Origin of the sequence: Duganella sp. OV510 (genome assembly GCF_900100205.1) — a bacterium.
Taxonomy (GTDB): domain Bacteria; phylum Pseudomonadota; class Gammaproteobacteria; order Burkholderiales; family Burkholderiaceae_D; genus Rugamonas.
In genome coordinates this window covers 335,737-358,981 of record NZ_FNEQ01000005.1, presented here as the reverse complement: position 1 = coordinate 358,981, position 23,245 = coordinate 335,737, and the positions used below count along the sequence as shown (strand labels likewise).

Below are 23,245 nucleotides of genomic sequence, written 5' to 3'. Positions count from 1 at the left end.
TGCCGGCGAGGTGCTGGCGCTGCAACTGCAGTGTGGCGGAAGGCGGCCGCGCGGCCACGGATTACTAGGCGCGGCAACCGATCGGTAGTTTTAGCAGTAGCGTCGACAGCGCGCGTGCGCCAGCCGGCAGCGCGATCAGATCGCCGGTGCGGGATGGAGCATGGGTGGCCGTAGTCATTGAGAGCATCGGTGCAAACTTTCCTGGATTTTTGAAGACTGTGCGGCTTATGGCCGGCACGAGGGTACAACAGGGACGCGGATTAAACGCGTGCTAGTAGACGCGCTGCTAGCGATAGGGCGCTGGCAGGCGATAGCAGGAAAGCGGATAGGTGCAGATGCGAGATCATTCCTTAAATGTAAGCGATCACCGGCGCAGCCGTCAAGCGAATATTTACCACCGGCCCGCGCGTGTGGCGGGCCGGCTGTCTGGCCTGGCGTCAGGCGACAGTGACGCGCGCCGGGCCGGTGGCCATGCGGCCGATGATGGCGGCGTCGGCGAAGCCTTCGCGGCGGAACAGGGCGAGGACTTCTTCGACGCTGGCTTCGGCGCAGGAGACCAGCAGGCCGCCCGAAGTCTGCGGATCGGTCAGCAGCGAGTGCTGGGCCGGCGAGATGGTTTCGGCAAGCTTGACATCCTTGCCATACGCCTCCCAGTTGCGGCCCGAGGCGCCGGTGAAGTAGCCGTCCTTCGCCAGTTGTTCGACGCCCGGCAGCAGCGGGATCGTCGCCATTTCCAGCTGCGCTTCCAGCTGCGCGCCGCGCGCCAGTTCCAGCAGGTGGCCGAGCAGGCCAAAGCCGGTAACGTCGGTCATCGCGTGCACGCCGGCCAGTTCGGACAGGGCCTTGCCAGGTTTATTCAGCTTGGTGGTGTTGGCGATCATGGCCTGGTAGCCGTCGGCATCCAGTTTGCCTTTCTTTAGCGCGGCCGACAGCACACCCACGCCCAGCGGCTTGCCCAGCACCAGCACGTCGCCGGCCTTGGCGTCGGCATTGCGCTTGACTTTCGATGGATGGATCAGACCCATGACCACCAGGCCGTAAATCGGCTCCACCGAATCGATGGTGTGGCCGCCGGCGATTGGAATGCCGGCTTCGGCGCAGATCGATTCGCCGCCCTTGATGATCTGGCCGATGGTTTCAATCGGCAGTTTGTTGATCGGCATGCCCACCAGGGCCAGCGCCATGATCGGCGTGCCGCCCATCGCATACACGTCGGAGATGGCGTTAGTAGCGGCGATGCGGCCGAAGTCATACGGATCGTCGACAATCGGCATGAAGAAGTCGGTGGTGGCGATCAGCGCCTGTTCGTCATTAAGCTTATAAACGGCGGCATCGTCCGACGTTTCTATCCCCACCAGCAGTTCCTTCGGCACCGGGAAGCCGTTCGAGTTCTTCAGGATTTCGGATAGTACGCCGGGCGCGATTTTGCAGCCGCAGCCGCCGCCGTGGGAGAAAGAGGTCAGTTTGATTGCGTCATTGCTCATGGTTTGATTCCTGTGGTGTTCGGGATGCGGCGCGGTACAATCGGCACATGAATTCCTCGTTCAGAAACGCCACGTCGCAGCAATTGGCCCACGCCCTTCAGCATGCACGGGATTATACGCTTTCGCTGTTTGATTGTTTTGCCGCCGCCGGCATGGACTCGCCAGACCGTGTGCCGCAGCTGCGCAGCGTGAACCCTCCATTGTGGGAGTTGGGCCAGATCGCCTGGTTTGCCGAGTGGTTCATCCTGCGCGAAGCCGCTTCCAGCCACCCGGCCGACGCCAACGGGCACTGCCTGCTGACCAAGGGCGATGACTGGTTCGACGCCACCCGCGTGCCGCACCGCAGCCGCTGGACGCTGGACCTGCCCAGCAGCGGCGGCGTCAAGACCTACTGCCACGAGGTGCTGGACCGTGTGCTTGACAAGCTGACGCGTGAAGCGAATACCGATGCAGCCCTGTATCCATATCGGTTGGCGCTGGCGCACGAGGATATGCGCGCTGAAGTGCTGCTGCATACCTTGCAGGCATTGGGCTTGCCGGCGCCAGTGCCGCCGGCAAGCGAGGCGCAGCAGATGTTCGCACCCTCCGAGATCGGCTTCCCCGGCGGGACCATACAGTTGGGCAGCCAGGCAGGCGCCGGCTTCAGCTTCGACAACGAACGTCAGCAGCATCGCTTCCACGTGGCGCCGTTTCACATGGACAGCACCCTGGTTAGCAACACCCACTATGCAGATTTCGTCATGGATGGTGGCTATGACAAGCGCCAGTTCTGGAGCGATGCCGGCGCTGCGTGGCTGATGCGCCAGGAACGTTCGGCGCCGCGCTACTGGCAGCGCGACGGCGCGCAGTGGCGCACCATGCGCTTCGGCCGCCTGGCGACACTTGCTGGCGCGGAGCCGGTCCGGCACGTGAACCTGTATGAGGCCCAGGCTTATTGCGCCTGGGCCGGGCGCCGCTTGCCGACCGAAGCAGAATGGGAGTATGCGGCGTTGTCTGGCCATCCGGCGTTTCGCTGGGGCCAGTTGTGGGAGTGGACCGCGTCGCCGTTCGAGCCGTACCCGGACTTCAAGCCGGATCGTTATCTTGAATATTCCGAGCCGTGGCTGCACACGCACCAGGTATTGCGCGGTGCGTCCTTCGCCACGCCGGCGCGTTTTGGCTCGGCCAAATTCAGGCATTTCCAGCTGCCGGAGGCCGATGATCTCTTTGCAGGTTTCCGCACCTGTGCCTGGCCGGGATAGTTTCGCTTTTGAGGGATGCTCTGCTATGCTTTTTGTTTTCTTATCCAAGGGCGCCCGCCATGAAACTGAAGCACCTCCTGATTTCCGCTACCATCCTCGGCGCCGCAGCGCAGGTCCTTGCCGCTGACGAAGTGACTGCGGAAGTGACCGTGATACGTGCCGGTAAACTGGTCGACGTGGTGGCCGGTACGGTGCTGAAGGACCAGACCATCGTGATTACCGGCGAGCGCATTACCTCGGTCGGCCCGAGCGCAACAGCCAAGGTGCCGGCCGGCGCAAAAGTCATCGATCTATCGGCGCAAACGGTGCTGCCTGGCCTGATCGACATGCATACCCACCTGACCGCCGATCCCTTCATGAGTGGCTATAACTCGCTGGGCGTGTCCGACACCCGCGCCGCGCTGTACGGCGTGCGCGCTGCCCGCAAGACGCTGGAAGCTGGCTTCACGAGCGTGCGCAATGTCGGTGCGGGCGGCTTCGGTGACGTGGCGCTGCGCGACGCCATCAATGCCGGCGATTTCATCGGCCCGCGCATGCGCACCGCAGGTTACGCCATCGGCATCAAGGGCGGCCATTGCGACGAGAACCTGTTGCCACCGGAGGTCAATGTCACTGGCCGCGGTGTGGCCGATGGCCCGTGGGAAGCGCGCGCCAAGGTGCGCGAGATGGCCAAGTATGGCGCCGATGTGATCAAGATCTGCGCCTCGGGTGGTGTGCTGTCGAAAGGCGACGAACCAGGCGCGCAGCAGTACACGCTGGAAGAGATGCAGGCCATCGTCGGGGAAGCGCACAAGCTGGGCCGCAAGGTCGCTGCGCACGCGCACGGCACCACGGCGATCCATGACGCCATTCTGGCCGGCGTGGATTCGATCGAACACGCAAGCCTGATCGACGACGCCAATATCAAGCTGGCGAAAGAGAGGGGCACCTATCTGGTGATGGACATCTACAACGATGACTTCATCCTGCAGGAAGGCGAGAAGGCGGGCATGCTGCCGGAATCGATCGAGAAGGAAAAAGTGATCGGCCAGCTGCAACGCGATAACTTCCGCAAGGCTTTCCAGGGCGGCGCCAAAATGGCCTTTGGCACCGACTCCGGCGTCTATCCGCACGGCGACAACGCCAAGCAGTTCTATTACATGATCAAGTACGGCATGACTTCGATGCAGGCGATTCAGGCCGCCACCATCAATGCCGCCGACCTGCTGGGATGGAAGGACCGTGTCGGGTCGATCAGCGCCGGCAAGTACGCCGACATCATCGCCGCGCCGGGCAATCCCGCCGATAACGCGACCGAGCTGACCAAGGTGTCGTTCGTGATGAAGGGCGGCGCAGTAATCCGCCAGCAGTAATGTGCAAGGCCCGCAAGGGCTATCGTGCTAAGCGTAACCCTTACAAGATGTGGTAAATCAGTAAAAATTTCGGTTTGTTGTGGACAAAGCTGTACGTTACCGGATAATCGCTCGGTTTTGTCCTTAACAAACCGGGAATTGGATGGAAGCGTTTAAAAAACTAAAAATAGGCACGCAACTGGCACTGAGCTTTGGCACGCTGACGGCGCTGATGCTCATCATGGCGACCTTTGCGATTGTGCGAACCTCAACCATCGCCAACGCTTTCCATGACGAGCAGCGCGTGATGACCGAGAAGCTGGAGCCGCTGTACGTGGCGCGCGAAGCGCTGGCCCAGACCGGGCTGGCGGCGCGCAATGCCTATATCTTTGCCGACGGCGCGCAAGCCGCGCGTGAACTGGCGATCATCGATGAGCAGAAGACGATCTACCTGGCAGCGCTGGAGAAGATGGCGCCTGCTTATAACGGTAATGCGGAATTCGCCAAGGTACGCGATGGCCTGCTGAAGATGGCCGATGCGCTCAAGCGCCCACGCCAGTTGCTCGAAGCCGGTGACAAGGAAGGCCTGGCTGCCTTCCTCACCAATGAATGCAGCCCGCTGCGCAAGCAGATTGTCACCGACATCTCGGCTGTGCTGAAGGTGGCGCTGGACGAAACCCGCTTGGCCAGCGCGGGTGTGGATGAACATGCCAACGACGCCTTTCTCGGCATCGTGCTGCAAGCGCTGTTGTCGCTGGTGGTCAGCGTGCTGATTGCGTGGGTGAATACGCGGCTGCTGCTCAAGCAACTGGGCGGCGAACCAATCTACGCCACTGAAATCGCCAACAAGATCGCCGAGGGCGACCTGTCGGTGGCGGTGCAGGTGAAGGCCAACGATCAAACCAGCCTGCTGCATGCGATTGCGGCCATGCGCGACAGTCTGTCGTCGATTGTCGGCCAGGTCCGTCAGGGCACCAACCTGATCGCCACCGCATCGTCCGAGATCGCCAGCGGCAACCGCGACCTGTCGTTGCGCACCGAGCACCAGTCGGAGTCGCTGGAGAAGGTGGCGACCGCGATGGAGGAACTGACCGGCACCGTGCGCCAGAATGCGCACAACGCCATGCAGGCGAACACGCTGGCCGTGTCGGCATCCGATGTGTCGGAGCAGGGCGGCCATGTGATGGAGCAGGTGACGGTCACCATGGCGTCGATTAACGATTCGTCGAAGAAGATTGTGGACATCATTTCGGTCATCGACGGCATCGCGTTCCAGACCAATATCCTGGCACTGAACGCGGCGGTGGAAGCAGCGCGCGCCGGTGAACAGGGCCGTGGCTTTGCCGTGGTGGCGCAGGAAGTGCGTATGCTGGCGCAGCGCTCGGCCGCAGCCGCCAAGGAGATCAAGGCGCTGATCGATGATTCGGTGGTCAAGGTGGGCGCGGGTTCCGAGCAGGTGCACAAGGCCGCCGAGACCATGCATGAAGTGGTAAACAGCGTGAAGCGCGTGACGGAGATCATGGGCGAGATCAGCGGCGCCAGCATGGAGCAGACAGCCGGCATCGAGCAGGTCAACAACGCCATCGGTGAAATGGATAGCATGACGCAGCAGAATACCGCACTGGTCGAGCAGGCATCCGCCGCAGCGCAAGAACTGCAGGATCAGGCGACCAGCCTGGCGCACGTGGTCGATGTGTTCAAGCTGGAGGCGCATACCGCCAGTGTTACCGGCCTGCGCGGCCGCAAACGCAAGGCCGCCGCGCCGCAGGACGACGAAATCCTGCGCATCGCCAATGGCTAAATAATCGCTTGCATGCGGCACGTTGCTCATTACATAATTAAAAAATAATGATGATGATGGGGAGGGGGCTGCATGAAGCGTGTATTCAAATGGCTGGCCGTTGCGCTGGCCACTTTGGTGCTGGTGATAGCGGCGCTGGTCGCGCATACGGTCTACTTCAAACCGCTGAAGCTGAACTGGTTCTACACCAAGGTCTTCGCGGCGTTTGCCATCGACAGCCCGGAGATGCTTTCCAGCCTGCGCATCCTGCCTTCGTGGGCAGACTTCTACAGCGCCAAGCTGGATGACGCCTCGCCGGCGCACGAGCAGAAGGTTTTCTCGCTGTTCAAGGACAGCCTGGCGACGCTGAATCAATATGACCGCGCGCAGCTGGATCGTGAAGGCCAGCTTTCCTATGACACGCTGGATTTCTACCTGCGCATCCAGGTGGAGGGCGAACCTTATCTGCGGCACGACTTCCCGGTGAATCAGATGTTCGGCGTACAAAGCGCGCTGCCGGACTTCATGGTGCAGGTCCATCAGGTGACCAATAAAGCCGAGGCAGAGAGCTATATCGCCCGCCTCAAGCTGTTTCCCGCCAAATTCACGCAACTGACCGAGGGCCTGCGGCTGCGCGAATCGCGTGGCGTGATACCGCCGCGCTTTACGGTGGAGAAGGTGCTCAAGCAGATGAACGGCATGATCGCCAGCGCGCCGGAACAGCATCCGCTGTCCATCACCTTCAAGGAAAAGCTGGACAAGATTCCCGCTGCAGAGATGGACAGCGAGACGCGCACGCGCCTGATGGCCGCTGCCAACGCGACGATCAAGGGCCATGTGTATCCGGCCTATCGTGGCCTGATCAGCTACTTCGCGGCGTTGCTGCCGAAGGCGAAGGAGAACAACGGTGCGTGGTCGCTGCCGAATGGCGATGCTTACTACGCGTGGTGCGTGCGCATGCACACCACCACCGACATGACGCCGCAGCAGGTGCATGAACTGGGACTGGCAGAAGTTGCGCGGGTGAGCGCGGAGATGGACACCATTCTCAAGGCGCAGGGTTTGAGCGAAGGTTCTATCGGTGTCCGCGTGCAGAAGCTGGCGCAGTCGCCGGAACAGCAGTATGCCAATACGCCGGAGGGCAAGCAAGCCATGCTGGCGCAGTACCAGGCCATCCTCGATGAGGTGAACAAAGGTTTGGGCAGCGCCTTCGATATCCGTCCCAAGCTGGGCGTGAAGGTAGAGCAGGTACCGCCATCGTCTGAGGCCACCGCGCCGGGCGCGTACTATATGCCGGGCGCCTTTGACGGCACGCGGCCAGGGGTGTTCTACGCGAACATGCGCAATCCGGGCGACACGCCGAAGTTCGCCATGCGCACGCTGGCTTATCACGAAGGCATACCGGGCCACCACTTCCAGGTGACGATCGCGCAGGAAATGCAGGGCGTGCCGTTCTTCCGCCGCGTGCTGCCGTTCACCGCCTACCAGGAAGGTTGGGCGCTGTATGCGGAGCGGTTGGCCTACGAGATGGGTTTCCAGAAGGAGCCGCTGGATAACCTGGGCCGTCTGCGCGATGAGATGATGCGGGCGACGCGGCTGGTGGTCGATTCCGGCATCCATTACAAGCACTGGACGCGCGAGCAGGCCATCGCGTACATGATGGATAACACCGGCATGGCGGAAGGCGATGTGACGGCGGAAGTGGAGCGCTACTTCGTCGCCCCGGGCCAGGCGCTGGCCTACAAGGTTGGCATGCTGAAGATCCTGGCGTTGCGCGAACATGCGAAGCAGCAGCTGGGCGACAAGTTCGATCTGAAGCAGTTCCATAACGAAGTGCTGTCGCACGGCGCCTTGCCGCTGTCCGTGCTGGAACGTGTGATTAACGACTGGATCGCGAAGCGTAAATGAAAATAGGTTTGCAGACATGGGGCAGCCACGGCGATATACGTCCGTTCGTGGCGTTGGCGGAAGGACTGCAACTGGCGGGGTATGAGGTGACGCTGGTACTGACTTGCGTGGACAGCGATGCCTATGCGGCGCTGTCGTCGCCGTCTGGCGTGAAGATCCGTGTGGTGGCGTCGCCGGTCATCAGCCTGGCCGAGGTGGAACGGCTGGGTGAGGCGGCGGCCAGGATGGTGAATCCGTTTGCGCAGACGAAGATGCTGATCGAAGGCGGTTTTCTGCCTGCGGAGGAGGAGATGTTCGCAGCTGCGCAACAGCTGGCGGCGGAGTGCGATGTGTTGATCGGCCATTTCTTCCTGTATCCGTTGCAGATAGCGGCGGAGCATGCGCGCAAGCCGTATGTGAGCGTGCTGCTGTCGCATGTGATGGTGCCTAGCGCGCATAGCCATCCGGTTGGCCTGCCGTTTGCGCAAGGGCTGTTATGGCGCATCACACGATGGGCCTTGCACAAGACCGCATCGCGCTATCCGAACCGGCTGCGCGCGCGCCTCGGCATGGCGCCGATCAAGGATATCCTGACCGAGGTGTGGATGTCGCCGAAATTGACGCTGCTGGGTGTGAGTCCGCAGATCTGCGCGCGGCAGCCGGACTGGCCGTCGTCGATCCAGGTGACCGGTTTCCTCGATATGCCGAACATGCAGCTGGAGGGCAGGCTGACCGAGGCGGTGGAGGCCTTCCTTGCCGCCGGCGATGCACCGGTCTACATGACCTTCGGCAGCTGGACGCCGCGTGATATCCCGCACCAGAGCGACAACCTGCGCCTGCTCAGCGATGCGGCGCGCCTCGCCGGCTGCCGCGCCATCATCCAGACGCCGGACGCCGCCGCATGCGGCTTCCATTCGGATGAGCGGATACTGTATGTCAGCGCGTCGCCGCATCATCTGATTTTCCCGCGCTGTGGGGCGGTGGTGCATCACGGCGGCGCCGGCACCACGCAATCGACCACGCTGGCGGGGCGGCCGTCGGTGGTGGTGGCCAATATCGCCGAGCAGGAGCACTGGGGGCAGGAGTTACAAAGGCTTGGGATTGCTGGCAAGCCGTTGCGACGACGCAATGTCAGCGCGAGGAAAATCGCCGCGCGCATCAGCGCCTTGCGTCCAGATATGCCGGCCAAAGCCGCCGCGATTGCACGCGCGATGGCGCAGGAGAACGGCGTGGCTGCAGCAGTCCGCATCATCAATGAAAAATTTGGAGCTGGGAATGCTTAAAATTGCAGCGTTGTTCGCTGTCACCGCGCTGGCTGAAATCGTCGGCTGCTATCTGCCATGGCTGGTTCTGAAGCAGGGCAAGACGGCGTGGCTGCTGTTGCCGGCGGCGGCGGCGCTGGCGCTGTTCGCCTGGCTCTTGACGCTGCATCCGGCAGCGGCAGGCCGCACTTATGCGGCCTACGGCGGCGCCTACATCTGCGTCGCGCTGCTGTGGCTACGCTGTGTCGACGGCATGGCGCTGACGCGCTATGACGCGGCCGGCGCCGTGCTGGCGCTGGCCGGTATGGCTGTCATTGCCCTGCAGCCGACGCAGTAGTTTTTACAGCAGCGATTCCGCCAGATCTTTCAGATCGTCGGCGTATTCGGTTTCCACCAGCTGCTTGCGGGCGACACCGCTGCGCCATGCGGCGGCGGCGATCTTCGGCGTGACGCCGCTCAGCAGGCGCGGGTCCAGCAGGCCAGGCACGATGTAGTCCTTGCTGAAGCGGGCGTCGCTGCGCGCCATGTCGGCCAAAGCCACCACGCAGGCACGTTTCATTTCCTGGTTGATGGTGGTGGCACCCGAGTCCAGCGCGGCGCGGAACAGGTAAGGGAAGCACAGCGCGTTGTTGATCTGGTTCGGGTAGTCCGAACGGCCGGTGGCGATGATCGCATCCGGCGCCACTTCGCGCACCAGTTCCGGACGCAGTTCCGGTTCAGGGTTCGCCAGCGTGAAGACGATAGGCTGCGGCTTCATGCGCTGGATGTCGGCTTGCGACAGCACGCCAGGACCGGATACGCCGAGGAACACATCGGCGCCGTCCATGACGTCCGACAGGGTGACAGCGGTGGTGTCCTGTGCCCAGGCGGCTTTTTCGCCGTCCAGATTGCGCGCGGTCGACAGCACGCCTTTGCTGTCGCAGACGAAGATATTCTTGCGTTGCGCGCCCAGGTCCACCAGCAGGTCCAGGCAGGCCATGGCTGCCGCACCGGCGCCGGAGCAGACGATTTTGACGGTGGCGATATCGCGGCCGGTCATCTCGATCGCGTTCAGCATGCCCGAACCGACCACGATGGCGGTGCCGTGCTGGTCGTCGTGGAATACCGGGATCGACAGGCGCTCGCGCAGCTTGCGCTCAATGTAGAAGCATTCAGGCGCCTTGATGTCTTCCAGGTTGATGCCGCCGAAGGTCGGATGCAGGGCGGCGATGATGTCCACCAGCTTGTCCGGATCGCTCTCGTCGATCTCGATGTCGAAGGCGTCGATGCCGGCGAACTTCTTGAACAGCACCACTTTACCTTCCATCACCGGCTTGCCGGCCAGTGCGCCGATGTTGCCCAGGCCGAGCACTGCGCTGCCGTTGGTGATGACGCCAACCAGGTTGCCCTTGGCGGTGTATTCGTAAGCCTTGGCTGGATCGCGCTTGATCTCGACGCACGGGGCGGCAACGCCTGGCGAATACGCCAGCGCCAGGTCTTCCTGGGTGCTGACACTCTTGGTGATTTCGATGGCGATCTTGCCGGCGCTGCCCGCGCGGTGATAGGCCAGTGCCTTTTGTTCAATCGTGGTCATGTTGTTCTATATTCCTTTAAAGCGAAAAACGCCCGTACGCGCCAAGAAGGCAGGTACAGGCGCAAACTGCTGGGGATTCAGTGATTACGGGTAGAGACCACGGACTTCACGGGCTTGCAGCACACGGGTGCAAGCGAGGATGAAGGTGGCGGTTCGCAGCGTGACTTTCTTGTCCTGCGCAACGTCCCATACGGCATTGAATGCGTCCTGCATGATGCGGGTAAGGCGTGCATTAATTTCATCTTCGCTCCAGAAGAAGCTGGAGAAATCCTGCACCCACTCGAAGTATGACACGGTTACGCCACCAGCGTTGGCTAAGACATCCGGCACGATCAGCACGTCCTTGTCGGTCAGGATATCGTCGGCTTCCGGCGTGGTTGGGCCGTTGGCGCCTTCCAGGATGATTTTGGTGCGAATACGCTGCGCGTTAGCGGCAGTAATCTGCTGTTCCAGCGCGGCCGGGATCAGGATGTCCGATTCGACATCCCAGAAAGCGTCGCGCTCCAGGATCGCTTCGGCGCCAGGGAAGCCGGCGACGCCGCCGGTTTCCGCTACGTGTTTGTGCAGGCGGGCGATATCCAGGCCGCCTTGATGCACGATGGTCGCGGTGTGATCCTGCACCGCAATCACTTTCGAGCCAGCTTCCGCGAACATCGTCGCAGCCACACCGCCGACGTTGCCGAAGCCCTGTACGGCGACACGGGCGCCGGCAATCGCCACGCCGCGCTTGGCGGCGGCTTCACGGCCCACCACGAACACGCCGCGGCCGGTCGCTTCGCGGCGGCCCAGCGAGCCACCCAGCGAGATCGGCTTGCCGGTCACCACGCCGGTCGACAGGTTACCTTCGATCATGGCGTAGGAGTCCATCATCCAGGCCATCACTTGTTCGTTGGTGTTGACGTCCGGTGCAGGGATGTCCTTGTTAGGGCCGATAATCAGGCTGATTTCGCTGGTGTAGCGGCGGGTCAGGCGTTGCAGTTCGCCGCGCGACAGGGTTTTCGGATCAACGCGGATGCCGCCTTTGGCGCCACCGTATGGCACGTTGACCGCAGCGTTTTTCACGGTCATCCATGCCGAAAGGGCCATCACTTCTGACAGGGTCACATCCTGGTGGAAGCGCACACCGCCTTTGCCCGGGCCGCGCGACATATTGTGCTGCACGCGGTAGCCTTCGTAGTGGGCGATGGAGCCGTCATCGCGCTCGATCGGCACGTCGACAGTCAGGATGCGCTTAGGGCGCTTGAGCGTTTCGACCCAGCGCGACAGGCTACCGAGGTGCGGGGTAACGCGGTCGATTTGCTGCAGGTAGACACCCCATGGGCCGAGATCTTCGGGATTGAGGTAGGAAGGCAGTGCGTGTTGCGCTTGTACAGAGGTCATGCTCAAGGCTCCTGTTGGATTCGTTGGCTGAACGCTGCTCGTGGCAGCGCTCAAGTGGCTCGAATCCTACGCCTGGGCATTTAAGGCGGCCAATGCTGTATGCGCATTCGGCTATGCATAAAACGCATAGTTATATAATTTGCATCCCCCCGGAGAGGGAGGGCATGCTCTCAACGTTCCGATACCGGAGCGATGCGTTTTTTGCGCCCGCCGTTCTGCTGCGCTTCGAGGAATTCCCACAGCTTGTCGACGATCGGTTTGCCGCGCCGGTGTGCTGATGGGCGCTCGCGGTACAGGCGGATTTCCATCTCGATTTCCCAGTCCGCCGTATCGCCATCGGCGCGCGCCAGCTGCTTTTGTTTGAGCTCGCGCGTGACGGCGGATTCAGGCAGGAAGGCGATGCCACGGCCTTCCAGCGCCATCATCTTCAGGCCCTCGGCCATATCGGTTTCGTAATGCGGCTCCAGGTGCAGCGGCGTTTTGGCGTCGGTGAGTATCAGTTCCACCATGCGGCCCAGATAGGCGTTGTTGGTGTAGGAGAGAAAGGGCAGCGGCGCGCGCTTGGTGCCGGGCAGCGTGAACTCGGGCACCTTGTTCTTGTCGCAGCGGGCGTAGGCGCGCAGCGATTCGTGGCCCATCACCAGCATGTCGTAGCGGCCCGGGTCCAGTTGCACCGGCTGGCGCGGATGGTGATAGCACAGCAGCAGATCACAACCGCCTTCGACCAGTTGCAGCACGGCGTCGTGGACGTTGAGCGCCATCAGGCGGCTGCGGAGCGGCGCGAAGTCTTCTTCCAGTCTGGTCAGCCACTTCGGCACAAAGGTCAGCGACAACGTATGCGGCACGGCGAGGTCGATGCTGGTCTGCGTTGCTGCGCGCTTGGAGCGTAGCAGTTCGCGTGCGCCGTTGATCTTCGAGAGCATCTCCAATGCCTGCTCGTAGAACACCACGCCGGCTGGCGTCAGGCGGGTAGGGTAAGAAGTGCGGTCGATCAGGTCCGTGCCCAGCCAGTTTTCCAGCGACTGGATGCGGCGTGAAAAGGCGGGCTGTGTCACGTGACGCAGCGCCGCCGAACGGCTGAAGTTATTGGTCTCCACCAGCGAGATGAAGTCTTCCAGCCATTTGGTTTCCATGCAAAGTCCTTTACGGTGTGGTCGTAGCGATGCTGCGCATCGGCGTGAACAAATACGCGCTTGCCGCGAACAGCACCAGTATGATGCCACCGCCGAGGAACAATTGCGACAACGAGATCTGCGTCAGCATCCATCCGGTGGCCGCCGCCGACAACGGCGCCAGGCCCATGAAGATGAACATGAAGATGCTCATGGCGCGCCCCATCATGTGCGGTGGCACGCGTTGCTGTATCCAGGTGAACACCTTGATCTGGATGAAGCCTGTCAGCAGGCCGAGTGTCGCCATCAGCAGGGCGGCCTGCCACGTCGCGTGGACCATGCCCATCGGCGCCAGCAGCAGGCCGGCGATGGCGTCAGCGGCCAGGATGGTGATGCCGAAGCTGGCGAAGCGCAGGCGCTTTCCCAGCTTGGCCGCCACGCCCATGCCGAGCAGCGTGCCGGCGCCATGTGCGCCCATGATGATGCCCAGCGTTGACGCGCCGTGCAGCTCGCTGGCCAGCACCGGCAAGGCGACCTGCATCGCGCCGCCGATAAACAGCGACACCGTGCCCCAGTAGATGAAACACAGGCGCATCGGCACGTCGTCCCACACCATACGCAGGCCAGCGCCGATGGAGCGCAGCACCGATTCCGGCGCGGCTTGCGGCGTTGGCGCGGCGTTGGCGCGGGCGCCGTCGGTGCCACTGTCGATGCCACCGACACTGCCACCAGCGCTGCCACTGTCGATGCCACCGACACTGCCGCCAGCACTGCCACTGGCGCTGCCGCTGCCGCTGGCAATGGCGCCACCGCCGACGCCGACATCGGCGCCGCTCTGTCGCAGCAGCGTCACTTTGGACAGCGTCCACGCTGACAGCAGATAGCTGACGCAGTCGAAGCCGAAGGCGATGGCCAGACCGCGTGCGTTGCTGACCGCGCCGTTGCCGTCGCCCGCCACTGCCAGCACGCCGGCCGCCAGCAGCGGGCCAGCCAGCATGGTCACCTGACGCAGGCCCATCATCATGCCGTTGGCTGCTTGCAGATGTTCGGCCGGTATCGCCAGCGGCAGGATCGACATCCCGGACGGCATGGCGAAAGCTTGTGCCAGGCCGAGGCCAAACGCCAGCACGTAAATGATATGCAGCGCCAGTTGCGGCGTCAGCGCCACGGTCAGCGACAGGGAATCGCCCAGCGGTACGGTCGGTGTGCTTGAGATGTTCAGCACCAGCAGCGTCAGCAAGGCAAGCAGCACGGCGTTGACATATTTGGTCAGCATCAGCACCTTGCGTGGCGAATAGCGATCAACCAGCGCGCCCCCGACCAGGATGAAGACCGCGCGCGGAATGCTCATCAGCGCGATCACCAGACCCAGAGCCAGCGGATCGCCGGTCAGCTTGAGCACCAGCCAGGGCAGGGCGATCATGGTCATCTGGTCGCCCAGCGCGGAGATGATCCCGCCACGCATCAGCCATTTGAAGTTGGCGTTTTGTTTTAATGGATTCATGAGTTGGAGGCGTTCATGCCGGCGATCTGCGCCAGCGCATTGCTCAAGTCATCGAACTGGGCGGCAGGGCAGCTGCGCAGCAAGTCTTTGCTGATCTGGTCCGCCACCGTGATGGCGTTGGTCAGCAGCTCGCGGCCAGTGTCGGTAATGGCGGCATAGGCCACGCGGGCGTCGCGCGGATCTTGCTGGCGCTCGACCAGGCCGATCTTCTCCAGCGGCAGCAGGGTGCGGGTGACGCCGGATGCGGTCAGGCCCTGGCGCTCGGCCAGGTCGACGCGGCGCAGGCGGCCGCCCGGTGCGCGGTTCAGGTAGTGCAACAGCATGAAGTCGCTGAAGCTGATGCCGTGGTAGCCGCCGAGCACTTGGTCGAGGCGGCGCACCAGCGTGGCTTGGGCACGCGCCAGGCGCAGGACGAAATCCAGGCTGGCACTGACGGGGGCGGGAGTGTTGGTATCCATGATGACTCCATTTATTTATTGATTGATCGATGCTTGAAATATACTTGAGTAATCAATCAAATGACAGCGATTTCAGCTGAAATCGTTTGCACCGTCAGTTTGCTACAACGAATTGTTCTACCAGTTCCATCCTTAGGTAAATGTGGTATCGTTTCCAATCTCGCCGTACCGTTACGTAATGGTTAGAATATAAACAAAAATAAAACAGGGGACAAAAATGCATATGGGAACGACCGAGATCTTTCTGATCGCCATGGTCATTATTTTCACCGTGCCATACCTGATCTGGCGGCTGGGCGGCACCGATTACTATGCGCCGCTGGTGGTGGTGCAGATCATTGCCGGCATTCTGCTGGGCCCGGGCATCATGGGACGCGCTTTTCCCGAATATTACAGTTTCGTCTTCAACCCGCAGGTGGTGCAGTCGCTGAACGGCATCGCCTGGTGGGCGGTGATGATCTTCGTGATGATCGCCGGCATCGAGCTGGACTTGAAAAAAGCCTGGGAGCACCGCCGCGAAAGCACCATCACCGCCGGCCTGGCGCTGGGCACGCCGTTGCTGTTCGGCTGCGTCGCCGCCCTGGGTCTGCTTGGCTACACCGGCTGGATGGGGCCGAAGGCGCATGACTGGCAGTTCGTGCTGGGCGTCGGCATGGCGTGCGCGGTGACAGCACTGCCGATCCTGATCCTGCTGATGGAAAAGCTGGACATCCTGCGCCAGCCGATCGGCCAGCGCATCCTGCGCTACGCCAGCCTGGACGACATCGCCATCTGGGGCGTGCTGGCCATCATCCTGCTGGACTGGGACCGTGTCGGCCGCCAGGCCGGTTTCCTGCTGATGTTTGCGCTCGTGACCAAGCTGTTCCGCATGATGATGGTGCGCATCGAAGAGCGCGACCGCTGGTATGTGTCCTTCATCTGGCTGGCGGTGTGCGCTTTTGCGGCCGACTGGGCCGGCCTGCACTACATGGTTGGCGCCTTCCTGGCCGGCGCGGTGATGGATGCCCATTGGTTTAACCAGGAAAAGATGGACTTCCTACGCGCCAACGTGCTGATGGCGGTGATGCCGGTGTTCTTCCTCAGCACTGGCCTGCGCACCAATTGGGCGGTGGGCGGTTCGGCGGTGTTCATTGTGGCGGCGGTGATGCTGGTGGCGTCGGTGTCGGGCAAGCTGGCCGGCGTCCACCTCGCCGGCAAGATCCTCAAGTGGGGACCGGGCGAGGCGTCGATCATCGGCTGGCTGTTGCAGACCAAGGCGCTGATCATGATTATTTTCGTCAACATCCTGCTGGATAAGCAGATCATCACCAGCGAGACCTTCACCGCGCTGTTGCTGATGGCCATTGGCAGTACCATGCTGACGGTGCCGATCGTCGCGCCCAAATTACAACGTGTGGCGCAACTGATCTTTAAAACCAGCTGATATAATGCCGGCATGAACGATACTACTCAACGCCCACCACTGCCGGATCATCTGTCGATCGATCCGCGCAGCAAATTCCACGTTGCCGCCGTGTTTGAGCACGACATCGGCATCAATTTCAACGGCAAAGAACGCAATGATGTGGATGAATACTGCATCAGCGAAGGCTGGATCAAGGTTCCGGCCGGCAAATCGCTGGATCGCTTCGGCAATCCAATGCTGATCAAGCTGAAAGGCACGGTCGAGCCGTTCTACCGTTAATCGCGGTAGCGAATAAAAAAGCCACGCGCGCTGATGCTCACGTGGCTTTTTTCATGGTGCGGCAAAGATCAGGCAGCCTGGCGCGGCGCACTGGCGGCGGCGTCGCCGCGCAGTTTGTCCAGCATCTGCAGCGTGGTCGGGGAGAGGTTCATGATCCCGTGATAGGCGCAGTATTCACAAAACGCTTCTTCCGGCGTCATGGCAGCGATACTGGCGTCGGAATGACCGCGCCGGCGCAGCGCGCGCAGACAGGCGGCATCCATGTTTCTCGAATTCATGCACTTCTCCTAGATATTGGTTGGTAAGTTATTTCCTGCTGTTAACATTATAATTCGCATTAATGCCGTATGGCAATTAATTATTTTTTCTTAACTTTAGAAAACAATTTGCTACCTCTATCAGGCGGCTTGCGGCCTCTGCTCGCCCGGCAGACCGCGCTGCAAGCGCCATAGCAACAAGGTGGCCGCGATGGACGTCGCCACCACCACATAGCCCACCGTGTCGAAGTGCTGCAGACGGCCATCGGCAGCCTGCGTCACGATATGGCCGGAGGCCACCGACGCTAAGCCACCTGCCAGTTGCTGGATCGACGCGCTGATGGCGTTATAGGAACCGCGCTGCGTCGCCACCGGCACCGTCGACGAAATCGCCTGGAACGGAATCATGCGCGAGAAGATGCCGACAAACATCACCGAATTGATCACCACCAGCATCCACAGCGGAATACGGCCGAGGTGGGTGTAGATCAGCACCATGGCGATCGATAGCGCCGTGCCAAACAGGAACACGCGGAACTTGCCGATGGCGTCAGCCGCGCGGCCGATCAGCGGGCCGATAAAGATGGTGCAGACGCCGGTGACCAAGTAGACGGTCGGCAGGTGATGCAGATCGATACCCATGTTGTTGACAATGTAGGCGCTGCTGAACGGCATCAGCATGAAGCCGCCGGTGGTCAGCAGGGCGGTGATGCAGAAGGCCAGTAGATAGCGCTTCTCCGTCACCGTGTGGTACAGGTGCATGAACGGGCTGTGTTCCTGCGGCTGGCCCAGGTGTGCATTCACCGGCTGCATTTTCCACGCCACAAATACGCCGCCAAGCAGGCCGAAGGCCGCCATCGCCATGAACGGCACATGCCAGTTCCACTGGTTGGACAGGTAGATGCCGACCGGGATGCCCAGCACCTGGCTGGCGGCAAATGCGGTCTGGATCAGGCCCATGACGCGGCCGCGCATCGCCGGCGCGAACAGGTCGGTGGAAATCGCCAGCACAATGGAGCCGATCACGCCGCCGAACAGGCCGGTGAAAACGCGTGCGGCCAGCAGCGATTCAAACGTCTGCGCCAGGCCGCACCAGACTGTGCCGAGAATGAAGCCGGTGTAGAAGAACAGCAGCAGTTTCTTGCGGTCGTAACGGTCGGCAAAGCCGGCGGTCAGCAGGCCGGACAGGCCGGCGCTGAAGGCGTAGGCCGATACCACCAGGCCGAACTGGGCCGGGCCGATTTTCAGGTCCGGCATGATGACGGCGCCCAGCGGCGACATGATCATGAAATCGAGGATGACGGCGAATTGCAGGAAGGCCAGCATCGCCACCACGGTTTTTTGATAGCCGCTGAAAGGCGGCGCCTGGGTTTTCTTCATTCCGTGTCTTTCTTTTCTGGGCGGCAGAACGGCGCGCGGTGCTGGAAGAATTGTTCGCGCTGCTTGAAGAACTGCGCGCGCTCTTCCGGCGTCATCGCCTGCCAGCGCTGCCAGTGTTCACGCTTTTCGTGCCAGTCGCGGTGATGGCCGCGGAAGCCGCCGAACAGGATGCGGCAGAGTAGCAGCAATCCCAGGGCTTGCCAATAATTGACGGCATTGGCGCCGGGGAAGATGGTCGGAATCAGACAATTCCACAGCCACATCACGATGGCGCCAAGCGCGGCGGCGCCGGCGAGTATCCATAGTCCTTTGATCAGCTTGAATTTTTTGTAGCTCATGTTTTCGGGGCGCATTTCGGTATTTCCTTTCATTCTTCGTACAGGGCTTGCAGGCGTTCGCGCAGAAACAGCACGGCATAGCGCTTGCGGGCCAATAAAGTGTTGATCGAGACGCCGCTCTGGGCGGCCATCTCCTTGAAACTGACGCCATCCAGTTCGTGCGCGATGAACACTTCGCGCTGGTTGGCGGGTAATTCCTCCAGCGCATGCTGTAGTTCCTCCAGCAGCATGGCGCGGGTATAGGCGGCCTCGGGGCCGGCGTCGGGCGAGGGCAGCATCAGGTCGAGACGGCAGCCGTCTTCATCGTCGCTGCCGCCGAGATCCTCCAGCGCTACTTCCTTCTTCTTGCGGAAGCGGTCGATGATACGGTTGCGGGCGACGCGGAACAACCAGGCGCTGACCTGTTCGATCGGCTGAGGCAGGTGATAGGCCTGGGTGAATTCGTAGAACACGTCTTGCAGGATATCGTCGGCGTCGGTCTGGTCGGCCACCCGCCGGCGGATGAAATTCCACAGACGCGAACGCTCCTTCAGCACCGTTTCCGTGATGGCTTGATCTTGCTCAGTTGTTGTTATGGGTGCGGTCATGCACTGGAGACGGTCCGGAATCCTGAATATTGTAAAGAACTTCGCTTATGAAGGATGGGGCCTACGCGCTGCGCTACATTACTTAAAGTTGAGGAAATAGGTAGCCAGCCCGTCCCGAAAAAAGGCCTGGCTTCCACGCTGCGCAACGGCCAACGCGGCTGAAAGTTACGCTATGCCCTGCTACGGACTCAAGTTCGACAGTACATATAAAGGGCTCGCCTATTGTACCGATACAGTCTACCCGTACGTCAGCATTAAACTGCACAGTGAGCGTCGCTCGTTTTACGAAATCCCAGGCAACGTGCTGTTTTGACAGAGCGGCACGCAAGAATGCCGATTGCTCGGTAGCGATGCCGGCTGCGATTTCATTACTTGGATAAGCATCCTCAGAGATGAGATTGAACTCAACGCGCCATGGTGCTACGCGTAGACTGCTGTAGAGCACACCTAATGTCCAGAAACCTTGATAGTCATTGTTGCGGCTGATGAATCTGGCAAGGAGGCCCGAAGCGCCATGCTTGAGGCGAGAACGAATTTTCATCTATGGTCCTAGAAACGGCGGACGCCCTTCAAACCTGGCAAAGCCAGAAAACGCTATCGACTCGAAATGTCGCACGCTCGGCGACTATTTGCAGAGAAATAACGAGAGATTTTTAGAATTGATGTCCGTATTAGCGGTCAGCGGCAAGCGATCGAGCGACGTCGATTGCGGTTAGTCTTCCAAAATCTTGCCATTGACGAGTATGCGGAATCGTTTGCCAGAAAAACCGGCCCGCTGGCTACCGTAAATAGCTTTGCCGATTGACTCGTAGAATGTGGAGTCGCTGGCCTCGACAGAAACAGTCGTATCAGAACTTCCGGCACGAATTTTCTCAAGAGCTTCCGCGACCTCGCCTGTTGACCGTAGTTTGACGCCATTCAACTCTATACCATCGTTATCGGAAATTCGCAGAACAATCATCTTGTCCAAAATAATAACTCCAAGAATTGGAGAAGCGATGCTTCACTTTCACATTCCTGAACGGCGGCGTAGTAGCCGATTAATGGCTTTTTGTCGACATAGTGTAAACCCCGTCGAAGCGCACATTCATGCCGCCGCACTGGCCATTATCATGAACGATCAGAAATCGCCCTAAACGCACATAGTCTGCTATGCAGGTGTACTGTGCATCGGCATCAGAAGCTGCGGGGCCGCTGTGCGCGAGGTTTTTCTCTACGCTGAGTTCACCTTCTAATTCGCCCAGGTGTTCTACACGCGTGCCATCGGGCAGTTGCGCACCAATCCACTTCGTGTTGCCCAGAACATAGTAACGTCCTGCCTTGCTGACTATGCTGATATAGCCGGGATAAGCATACTGCTTCCACTTTCCTTGCCAATCGGGATGCTCGTTCACTTTTTCATACTGAAGATGCTGGTTGCGTACCCAACCCACAGTCTCGTGCGATTTACCGGCGTACCAAACGCAGCTCCACTCACCGCGCTGTTTTCCGACGATGAGTTGATCCCCTGGCACGACATAGCTTTTTGACTGGCATTCTGCGCCGCGCGATGGGCAGCCATCCATGTCTTCAAAAAAGTGGAGGCGTGACTTCGCCTCACCTGCCACCATGGCCAAGCGACTGTCTTTCAGTAGCTGTGGGAACAGGCCATTACGACACATATCCTCATCTGTCGTTAGCGCCTTCGCGGAGTTGGTGAGAAGCACGAAGCCGAGGCCAGTTAAAATCAATTTTACAAACCGCTGCATTTTCACTCCACACCTTGCTTTTCATTGTTGTCTGAACGACTTCTGATTTCTTGCGAAAGTGTAAGTGTACTTTGCTGTTGGATACGAAGGCTCACGCTTTGTCACTAATCGGCGATTTTGCTCCGGAGGATGGATCTGTGCGGCTGGGGCGGCCTGTTTCTACGTGGCCGGCGATGCGGCGCAGCCAGTGGGGATTGTCGGCGCAGGTGATGCTGAAATCGTACCAGCTATCGCTGTTCGATAAATTGCATGATACTTTTTCGACCTGCCCGGCTTGCACGGTGTGGATCGTGGTGGCGGCGCCGTAGGCATTATCTTTTACCGTGAAGCGGCATGCATCGCGGTTGGATAGCAGCAGGATGAGATTGCCGTTGTCGTAGCGGGTTTCCAGTTCGGGCGCGGTATCTGCTAGTCGTCCGGTGAATTGGCGCAGGAAACCGTTGGCGCCGTGGACGGTCAGGTCGTAGGCATCGCCTTGCCATTGCCAGGGTTCGTTGTCGATGCGCTTGCCTGCTTCGACGGTGTAGTACCACGGGCCGTCTTTGCGCAGGCTGGAGTAGACGATAAACGCTGCGCCAGCTTGGCCGCTGTTGGCGAAGCTCAGCGCAAACTGACGGGGACCGGCTACGCGGCCGCTGACCGATAATTGGTATGGCAGCGGGCAGGCGATGCGCGTGCCTGCTTCCTGGCGTGGGACCGACTGCATTGCCGGCGGCTGAGGGTAGGGCTTGCCCGACACGCGGGCATATGCGGCGGTGGACGGAACGCTGGCGGGCCAGCCGTTGTTGGGCGCGCTGAAGTCGAAGGCGGAGGTGAGGTCGCCGCAGACGGCACGGCGCCATGGCGATATCAGATCGCAGCTCACGCTGGCGCGTTGCTTGCCGAGGCCTTGCACCAGCCACTCTTCGAGGAAGCGCAGTTGCGAGGTGTGGTCGAACAATTGCGAGCAGACTTTGCCGCCACGGCTCCACGGCGAAATCACCAGCATCGGCACGCGTGGCCCGAGGCCGACTGGCTCGCCTTGGTAGGTTTCATGCGCGCCGATATCGGCCAAGGTGGTCTTGCCCATTGACGGGTTCAGCGGCGCCAGGTTGGGCGGCATGTGGTCGAAGAAGCCGTCGTTCTCGTCGTACATCAACAGCAGCACGGTTTTCGACCAGACTTCCGGATTGGCCACCAGCGCGGCCAGCAGGCGCGCGGTGATCTGCTCGCCGGCATTGGGGGAGTTCGGCGAGTGCTCGGTGTAGTCGTTCGGCGAGCAGATCCACGACACTTGCGGCAGGCGGTTGTTGCGGACATCTTCGGCGAAGTCGTTGATGAGCCAGTCGGCGGTGCTGCTGCGCGCATTGTCGGCATTCGAGCCTGGCGCCAAGGTGCGCGCCTTGCGGTACAGCGGCGCTTCCGGCGAGAGCCGGGTGCCATCCGCATTGACGCGGTAGTTGCGGAAGTAGGCGAGATAGTTGTCGCCGTAGTTGTCCCATTCCTGATAGACCTTCCAGCTGACCTGGTTGGCCTCCAAGACTTCGGCGTAAGTGCGCCAGTTGGGCGCGGTGGCAGTGACTTCGGGCGCGATATTGTCCAGCGCCGGATCGCCGTTGAAGAAGCCGCCCGCGTCCATGTTGTACAGCTTGCCCATGGTGCCGATCCAGCCCTGGTTGCTGCCGGTCAGCGCGTACAGGCGGTTCGGATCGGTCGCACCGAAGATCGAGCAGTGATAGGCATCGCAGATGGTGAAGGCGTCTGCCAGCGCGTAGTAGAACGGCAGGTCGCCACGGTCGAAGTAGCCCATCGACTGCGCTGTCTTCTTCGGCACCCATGCGTCCCAGCCTTGCCAGGTGGCTTGTGCGCCTTTCCACGTGTGATCGGTGCCGAGCGAGAGGGCGCTGGTGTTTTTTGCGTCAAAGTGGAACGGCAGCACGTAGCCGCCGGCGCCGTCGGGCTGATACCACACCGGCAGCCCGGTCGGTAGCCGAATCGCGCGCGGGTCATCAAAGCCGCGCACGCCGGACAGGGTGCCGAAGTAATGATCGAACGAGCGATTCTCCTGCATGAAGATGACGACGTGTTCGACGTCCGCCAGCGTGCCGGTGCGGTTATTGGCGGGCACCGCCAGCGCATCGCGGATCAGGTTCGGGAACAGGGCGGCACCGCCCGTATAGCGGAGAAATTGGCGGCGGTTGATCGACATCGGCAGGGATCTTCAGGGCAGAGAAGCTGTTGATGTTAGCCGGTCAATGTG

General features: G+C 61.0%; 23 protein-coding genes. 8 read left to right on the top strand and 15 right to left on the bottom strand.

Annotated elements, in window-relative coordinates; translation table 11 throughout:
• Nucleotides 1-64 precede the first annotated feature (64 nt).
• Nucleotides 65-187 (bottom strand): hypothetical protein, encoded by a 123-nt coding sequence (locus BLS51_RS30445; protein ID WP_255369065.1) that lies wholly within the window; start codon nt 185-187, stop codon nt 65-67.
• Between the two features lie 250 nt (nt 188-437).
• Nucleotides 438-1,484, bottom strand: coding sequence for a selenide, water dikinase SelD (gene selD / locus BLS51_RS16105; protein ID WP_090183743.1), 1,047 nt, complete (start codon nt 1,482-1,484; stop codon nt 438-440).
• A gap of 47 nt (nt 1,485-1,531) precedes the next feature.
• On the opposite strand from selD, the gene senA reads away from it, so the two are divergent.
• The 6 genes from senA to BLS51_RS16075 all read left to right on the top strand — a co-directional run bounded on the left by senA (nt 1,532) and on the right by BLS51_RS16075 (nt 9,322).
• A complete protein-coding gene (gene senA / locus BLS51_RS16100; RefSeq protein WP_175472593.1) occupies nt 1,532-2,725 on the top strand; it encodes a selenoneine synthase SenA in 1,194 nt (397 codons plus the stop codon).
• 59 nt (nt 2,726-2,784) lie between these two features.
• Nucleotides 2,785-4,077 (top strand): Xaa-Pro dipeptidase, encoded by a 1,293-nt coding sequence (locus BLS51_RS16095; RefSeq protein WP_090183745.1) that lies wholly within the window; start codon nt 2,785-2,787, stop codon nt 4,075-4,077.
• 142 nt (nt 4,078-4,219) lie between these two features.
• Entirely contained in the window at nt 4,220-5,857 is a 1,638-nt protein-coding gene (locus tag BLS51_RS16090; protein ID WP_090183747.1) for a methyl-accepting chemotaxis protein, read from the top strand.
• A 72-nt stretch (nt 5,858-5,929) separates the two neighbouring features.
• Nucleotides 5,930-7,744 (top strand): DUF885 domain-containing protein, encoded by a 1,815-nt coding sequence (locus BLS51_RS16085; RefSeq protein WP_090183749.1) that lies wholly within the window; start codon nt 5,930-5,932, stop codon nt 7,742-7,744.
• Nucleotides 7,741-9,006, top strand: a complete 1,266-nt coding sequence (locus BLS51_RS16080) for a glycosyltransferase (protein ID WP_139168711.1) — start codon at nt 7,741-7,743, stop codon at nt 9,004-9,006. Before BLS51_RS16085 ends, BLS51_RS16080 begins: the two co-directional genes overlap by 4 nt.
• Nucleotides 8,999-9,322 (top strand): YnfA family protein, encoded by a 324-nt coding sequence (locus BLS51_RS16075; RefSeq protein WP_090183753.1) that lies wholly within the window; start codon nt 8,999-9,001, stop codon nt 9,320-9,322. The genes BLS51_RS16080 and BLS51_RS16075 overlap by 8 nt, the downstream gene beginning before the upstream one ends.
• Before the next feature lie 3 nt (nt 9,323-9,325).
• Here the strand turns inward: BLS51_RS16075 and BLS51_RS16070 are convergent, their stop codons facing one another.
• The 5 genes from BLS51_RS16070 to BLS51_RS16050 all read right to left on the bottom strand — a co-directional run bounded on the left by BLS51_RS16070 (nt 9,326) and on the right by BLS51_RS16050 (nt 15,012).
• Nucleotides 9,326-10,558 carry a malic enzyme-like NAD(P)-binding protein gene (locus BLS51_RS16070; protein ID WP_090183755.1) on the bottom strand — a complete coding sequence of 411 codons (1,233 nt, stop codon included), beginning with the start codon at nt 10,556-10,558 and terminating at the stop codon, nt 9,326-9,328.
• A gap of 84 nt (nt 10,559-10,642) precedes the next feature.
• Nucleotides 10,643-11,938 carry a Glu/Leu/Phe/Val family dehydrogenase gene (locus BLS51_RS16065; protein WP_090183757.1) on the bottom strand — a complete coding sequence of 432 codons (1,296 nt, stop codon included), beginning with the start codon at nt 11,936-11,938 and terminating at the stop codon, nt 10,643-10,645.
• 170 nt (nt 11,939-12,108) lie between these two features.
• Complete coding sequence (locus tag BLS51_RS16060) at nt 12,109-13,071, bottom strand: LysR family transcriptional regulator (RefSeq protein WP_090183759.1); 963 nt, start codon at nt 13,069-13,071, stop codon at nt 12,109-12,111.
• A gap of 10 nt (nt 13,072-13,081) precedes the next feature.
• Nucleotides 13,082-14,554: an MFS transporter gene (locus BLS51_RS16055; protein WP_090183762.1), complete on the bottom strand. Its 1,473-nt coding sequence runs from the start codon at nt 14,552-14,554 to the stop codon at nt 13,082-13,084.
• A complete protein-coding gene (locus BLS51_RS16050; RefSeq protein ID WP_090183765.1) occupies nt 14,551-15,012 on the bottom strand; it encodes a MarR family winged helix-turn-helix transcriptional regulator in 462 nt (153 codons plus the stop codon). Before BLS51_RS16050 ends, BLS51_RS16055 begins: the two co-directional genes overlap by 4 nt.
• A 217-nt stretch (nt 15,013-15,229) precedes the next feature.
• On the opposite strand from BLS51_RS16050, the gene BLS51_RS16045 reads away from it, so the two are divergent.
• A complete protein-coding gene (locus BLS51_RS16045) occupies nt 15,230-16,435 on the top strand; it encodes a cation:proton antiporter (RefSeq protein ID WP_090183767.1) in 1,206 nt (401 codons plus the stop codon).
• 12 nt (nt 16,436-16,447) lie between these two features.
• Nucleotides 16,448-16,696 carry a DUF3297 family protein gene (locus tag BLS51_RS16040; protein WP_090183769.1) on the top strand — a complete coding sequence of 83 codons (249 nt, stop codon included), beginning with the start codon at nt 16,448-16,450 and terminating at the stop codon, nt 16,694-16,696.
• 68 nt (nt 16,697-16,764) lie between these two features.
• Here BLS51_RS16040 and BLS51_RS16035 read toward each other — a convergent pair whose 3' ends face one another.
• From BLS51_RS16035 to BLS51_RS16005, 8 genes are all read right to left on the bottom strand, one after another.
• On the bottom strand, nt 16,765-16,974 hold the full coding sequence (locus BLS51_RS16035) for a hypothetical protein (RefSeq protein ID WP_229207580.1): 210 nt from the start codon (nt 16,972-16,974) through the stop codon (nt 16,765-16,767).
• A 120-nt stretch (nt 16,975-17,094) separates the two neighbouring features.
• Nucleotides 17,095-18,333: an MFS transporter gene (locus BLS51_RS16030; protein WP_090183772.1), complete on the bottom strand. Its 1,239-nt coding sequence runs from the start codon at nt 18,331-18,333 to the stop codon at nt 17,095-17,097.
• Nucleotides 18,330-18,686 carry a hypothetical protein gene (locus tag BLS51_RS16025; RefSeq protein WP_373994330.1) on the bottom strand — a complete coding sequence of 119 codons (357 nt, stop codon included), beginning with the start codon at nt 18,684-18,686 and terminating at the stop codon, nt 18,330-18,332. The genes BLS51_RS16030 and BLS51_RS16025 overlap by 4 nt, the downstream gene beginning before the upstream one ends.
• Nucleotides 18,687-18,700: 14 nt before the next feature.
• Nucleotides 18,701-19,258: an RNA polymerase sigma factor gene (locus BLS51_RS16020; protein WP_090183775.1), complete on the bottom strand. Its 558-nt coding sequence runs from the start codon at nt 19,256-19,258 to the stop codon at nt 18,701-18,703.
• 82 nt (nt 19,259-19,340) lie between these two features.
• Nucleotides 19,341-19,799 (bottom strand): hypothetical protein, encoded by a 459-nt coding sequence (locus BLS51_RS29345; RefSeq protein ID WP_139168710.1) that lies wholly within the window; start codon nt 19,797-19,799, stop codon nt 19,341-19,343.
• A 171-nt stretch (nt 19,800-19,970) separates the two neighbouring features.
• On the bottom strand, nt 19,971-20,228 hold the full coding sequence (locus tag BLS51_RS16015; protein ID WP_090183777.1) for a hypothetical protein: 258 nt from the start codon (nt 20,226-20,228) through the stop codon (nt 19,971-19,973).
• Between the two features lie 70 nt (nt 20,229-20,298).
• On the bottom strand, nt 20,299-21,006 hold the full coding sequence (locus BLS51_RS16010; protein ID WP_090183780.1) for a hypothetical protein: 708 nt from the start codon (nt 21,004-21,006) through the stop codon (nt 20,299-20,301).
• A gap of 91 nt (nt 21,007-21,097) precedes the next feature.
• Nucleotides 21,098-23,194 carry a phosphocholine-specific phospholipase C gene (locus BLS51_RS16005; protein WP_090183782.1) on the bottom strand — a complete coding sequence of 699 codons (2,097 nt, stop codon included), beginning with the start codon at nt 23,192-23,194 and terminating at the stop codon, nt 21,098-21,100.
• Nucleotides 23,195-23,245: the final 51 nt, after the last annotated feature.

Bases quoted from the DNA above. Each gene is read 5' to 3' on its own strand.
- BLS51_RS16075 (WP_090183753.1), top strand. From the start codon at position 8,999: ATGCTTAAAATTGCAGCGTTGTTCGCTGTCACCGCGCTGGCTGAAATC.
- BLS51_RS16070 (WP_090183755.1), bottom strand. From the start codon at position 10,558: ATGACCACGATTGAACAAAAGGCACTGGCCTATCACCGCGCGGGCAGC.
- BLS51_RS16030 (WP_090183772.1), bottom strand. From the start codon at position 18,333: ATGAAGAAAACCCAGGCGCCGCCTTTCAGCGGCTATCAAAAAACCGTG.
- BLS51_RS16095 (WP_090183745.1), top strand. From the start codon at position 2,785: ATGAAACTGAAGCACCTCCTGATTTCCGCTACCATCCTCGGCGCCGCA.
- selD (WP_090183743.1), bottom strand. From the start codon at position 1,484: ATGAGCAATGACGCAATCAAACTGACCTCTTTCTCCCACGGCGGCGGC.
- BLS51_RS16060 (WP_090183759.1), bottom strand. From the start codon at position 13,071: ATGGAAACCAAATGGCTGGAAGACTTCATCTCGCTGGTGGAGACCAAT.
- BLS51_RS16080 (WP_139168711.1), top strand. From the start codon at position 7,741: ATGAAAATAGGTTTGCAGACATGGGGCAGCCACGGCGATATACGTCCG.
- BLS51_RS16045 (WP_090183767.1), top strand. From the start codon at position 15,230: ATGCATATGGGAACGACCGAGATCTTTCTGATCGCCATGGTCATTATT.
- BLS51_RS16050 (WP_090183765.1), bottom strand. From the start codon at position 15,012: ATGGATACCAACACTCCCGCCCCCGTCAGTGCCAGCCTGGATTTCGTC.
- BLS51_RS16010 (WP_090183780.1), bottom strand. From the start codon at position 21,006: ATGCAGCGGTTTGTAAAATTGATTTTAACTGGCCTCGGCTTCGTGCTT.
- BLS51_RS16035 (WP_229207580.1), bottom strand. From the start codon at position 16,974: ATGAATTCGAGAAACATGGATGCCGCCTGTCTGCGCGCGCTGCGCCGG.
- BLS51_RS29345 (WP_139168710.1), bottom strand. From the start codon at position 19,799: ATGAAAATTCGTTCTCGCCTCAAGCATGGCGCTTCGGGCCTCCTTGCC.
- BLS51_RS16055 (WP_090183762.1), bottom strand. From the start codon at position 14,554: ATGAATCCATTAAAACAAAACGCCAACTTCAAATGGCTGATGCGTGGC.
- BLS51_RS16020 (WP_090183775.1), bottom strand. From the start codon at position 19,258: ATGACCGCACCCATAACAACAACTGAGCAAGATCAAGCCATCACGGAA.
- BLS51_RS16025 (WP_373994330.1), bottom strand. From the start codon at position 18,686: ATGCGCCCCGAAAACATGAGCTACAAAAAATTCAAGCTGATCAAAGGA.
- BLS51_RS16090 (WP_090183747.1), top strand. From the start codon at position 4,220: ATGGAAGCGTTTAAAAAACTAAAAATAGGCACGCAACTGGCACTGAGC.
- senA (WP_175472593.1), top strand. From the start codon at position 1,532: ATGAATTCCTCGTTCAGAAACGCCACGTCGCAGCAATTGGCCCACGCC.
- BLS51_RS16040 (WP_090183769.1), top strand. From the start codon at position 16,448: ATGAACGATACTACTCAACGCCCACCACTGCCGGATCATCTGTCGATC.
- BLS51_RS16065 (WP_090183757.1), bottom strand. From the start codon at position 11,938: ATGACCTCTGTACAAGCGCAACACGCACTGCCTTCCTACCTCAATCCC.
- BLS51_RS30445 (WP_255369065.1), bottom strand. From the start codon at position 187: ATGCTCTCAATGACTACGGCCACCCATGCTCCATCCCGCACCGGCGAT.
- BLS51_RS16085 (WP_090183749.1), top strand. From the start codon at position 5,930: ATGAAGCGTGTATTCAAATGGCTGGCCGTTGCGCTGGCCACTTTGGTG.
- BLS51_RS16005 (WP_090183782.1), bottom strand. From the start codon at position 23,194: ATGTCGATCAACCGCCGCCAATTTCTCCGCTATACGGGCGGTGCCGCC.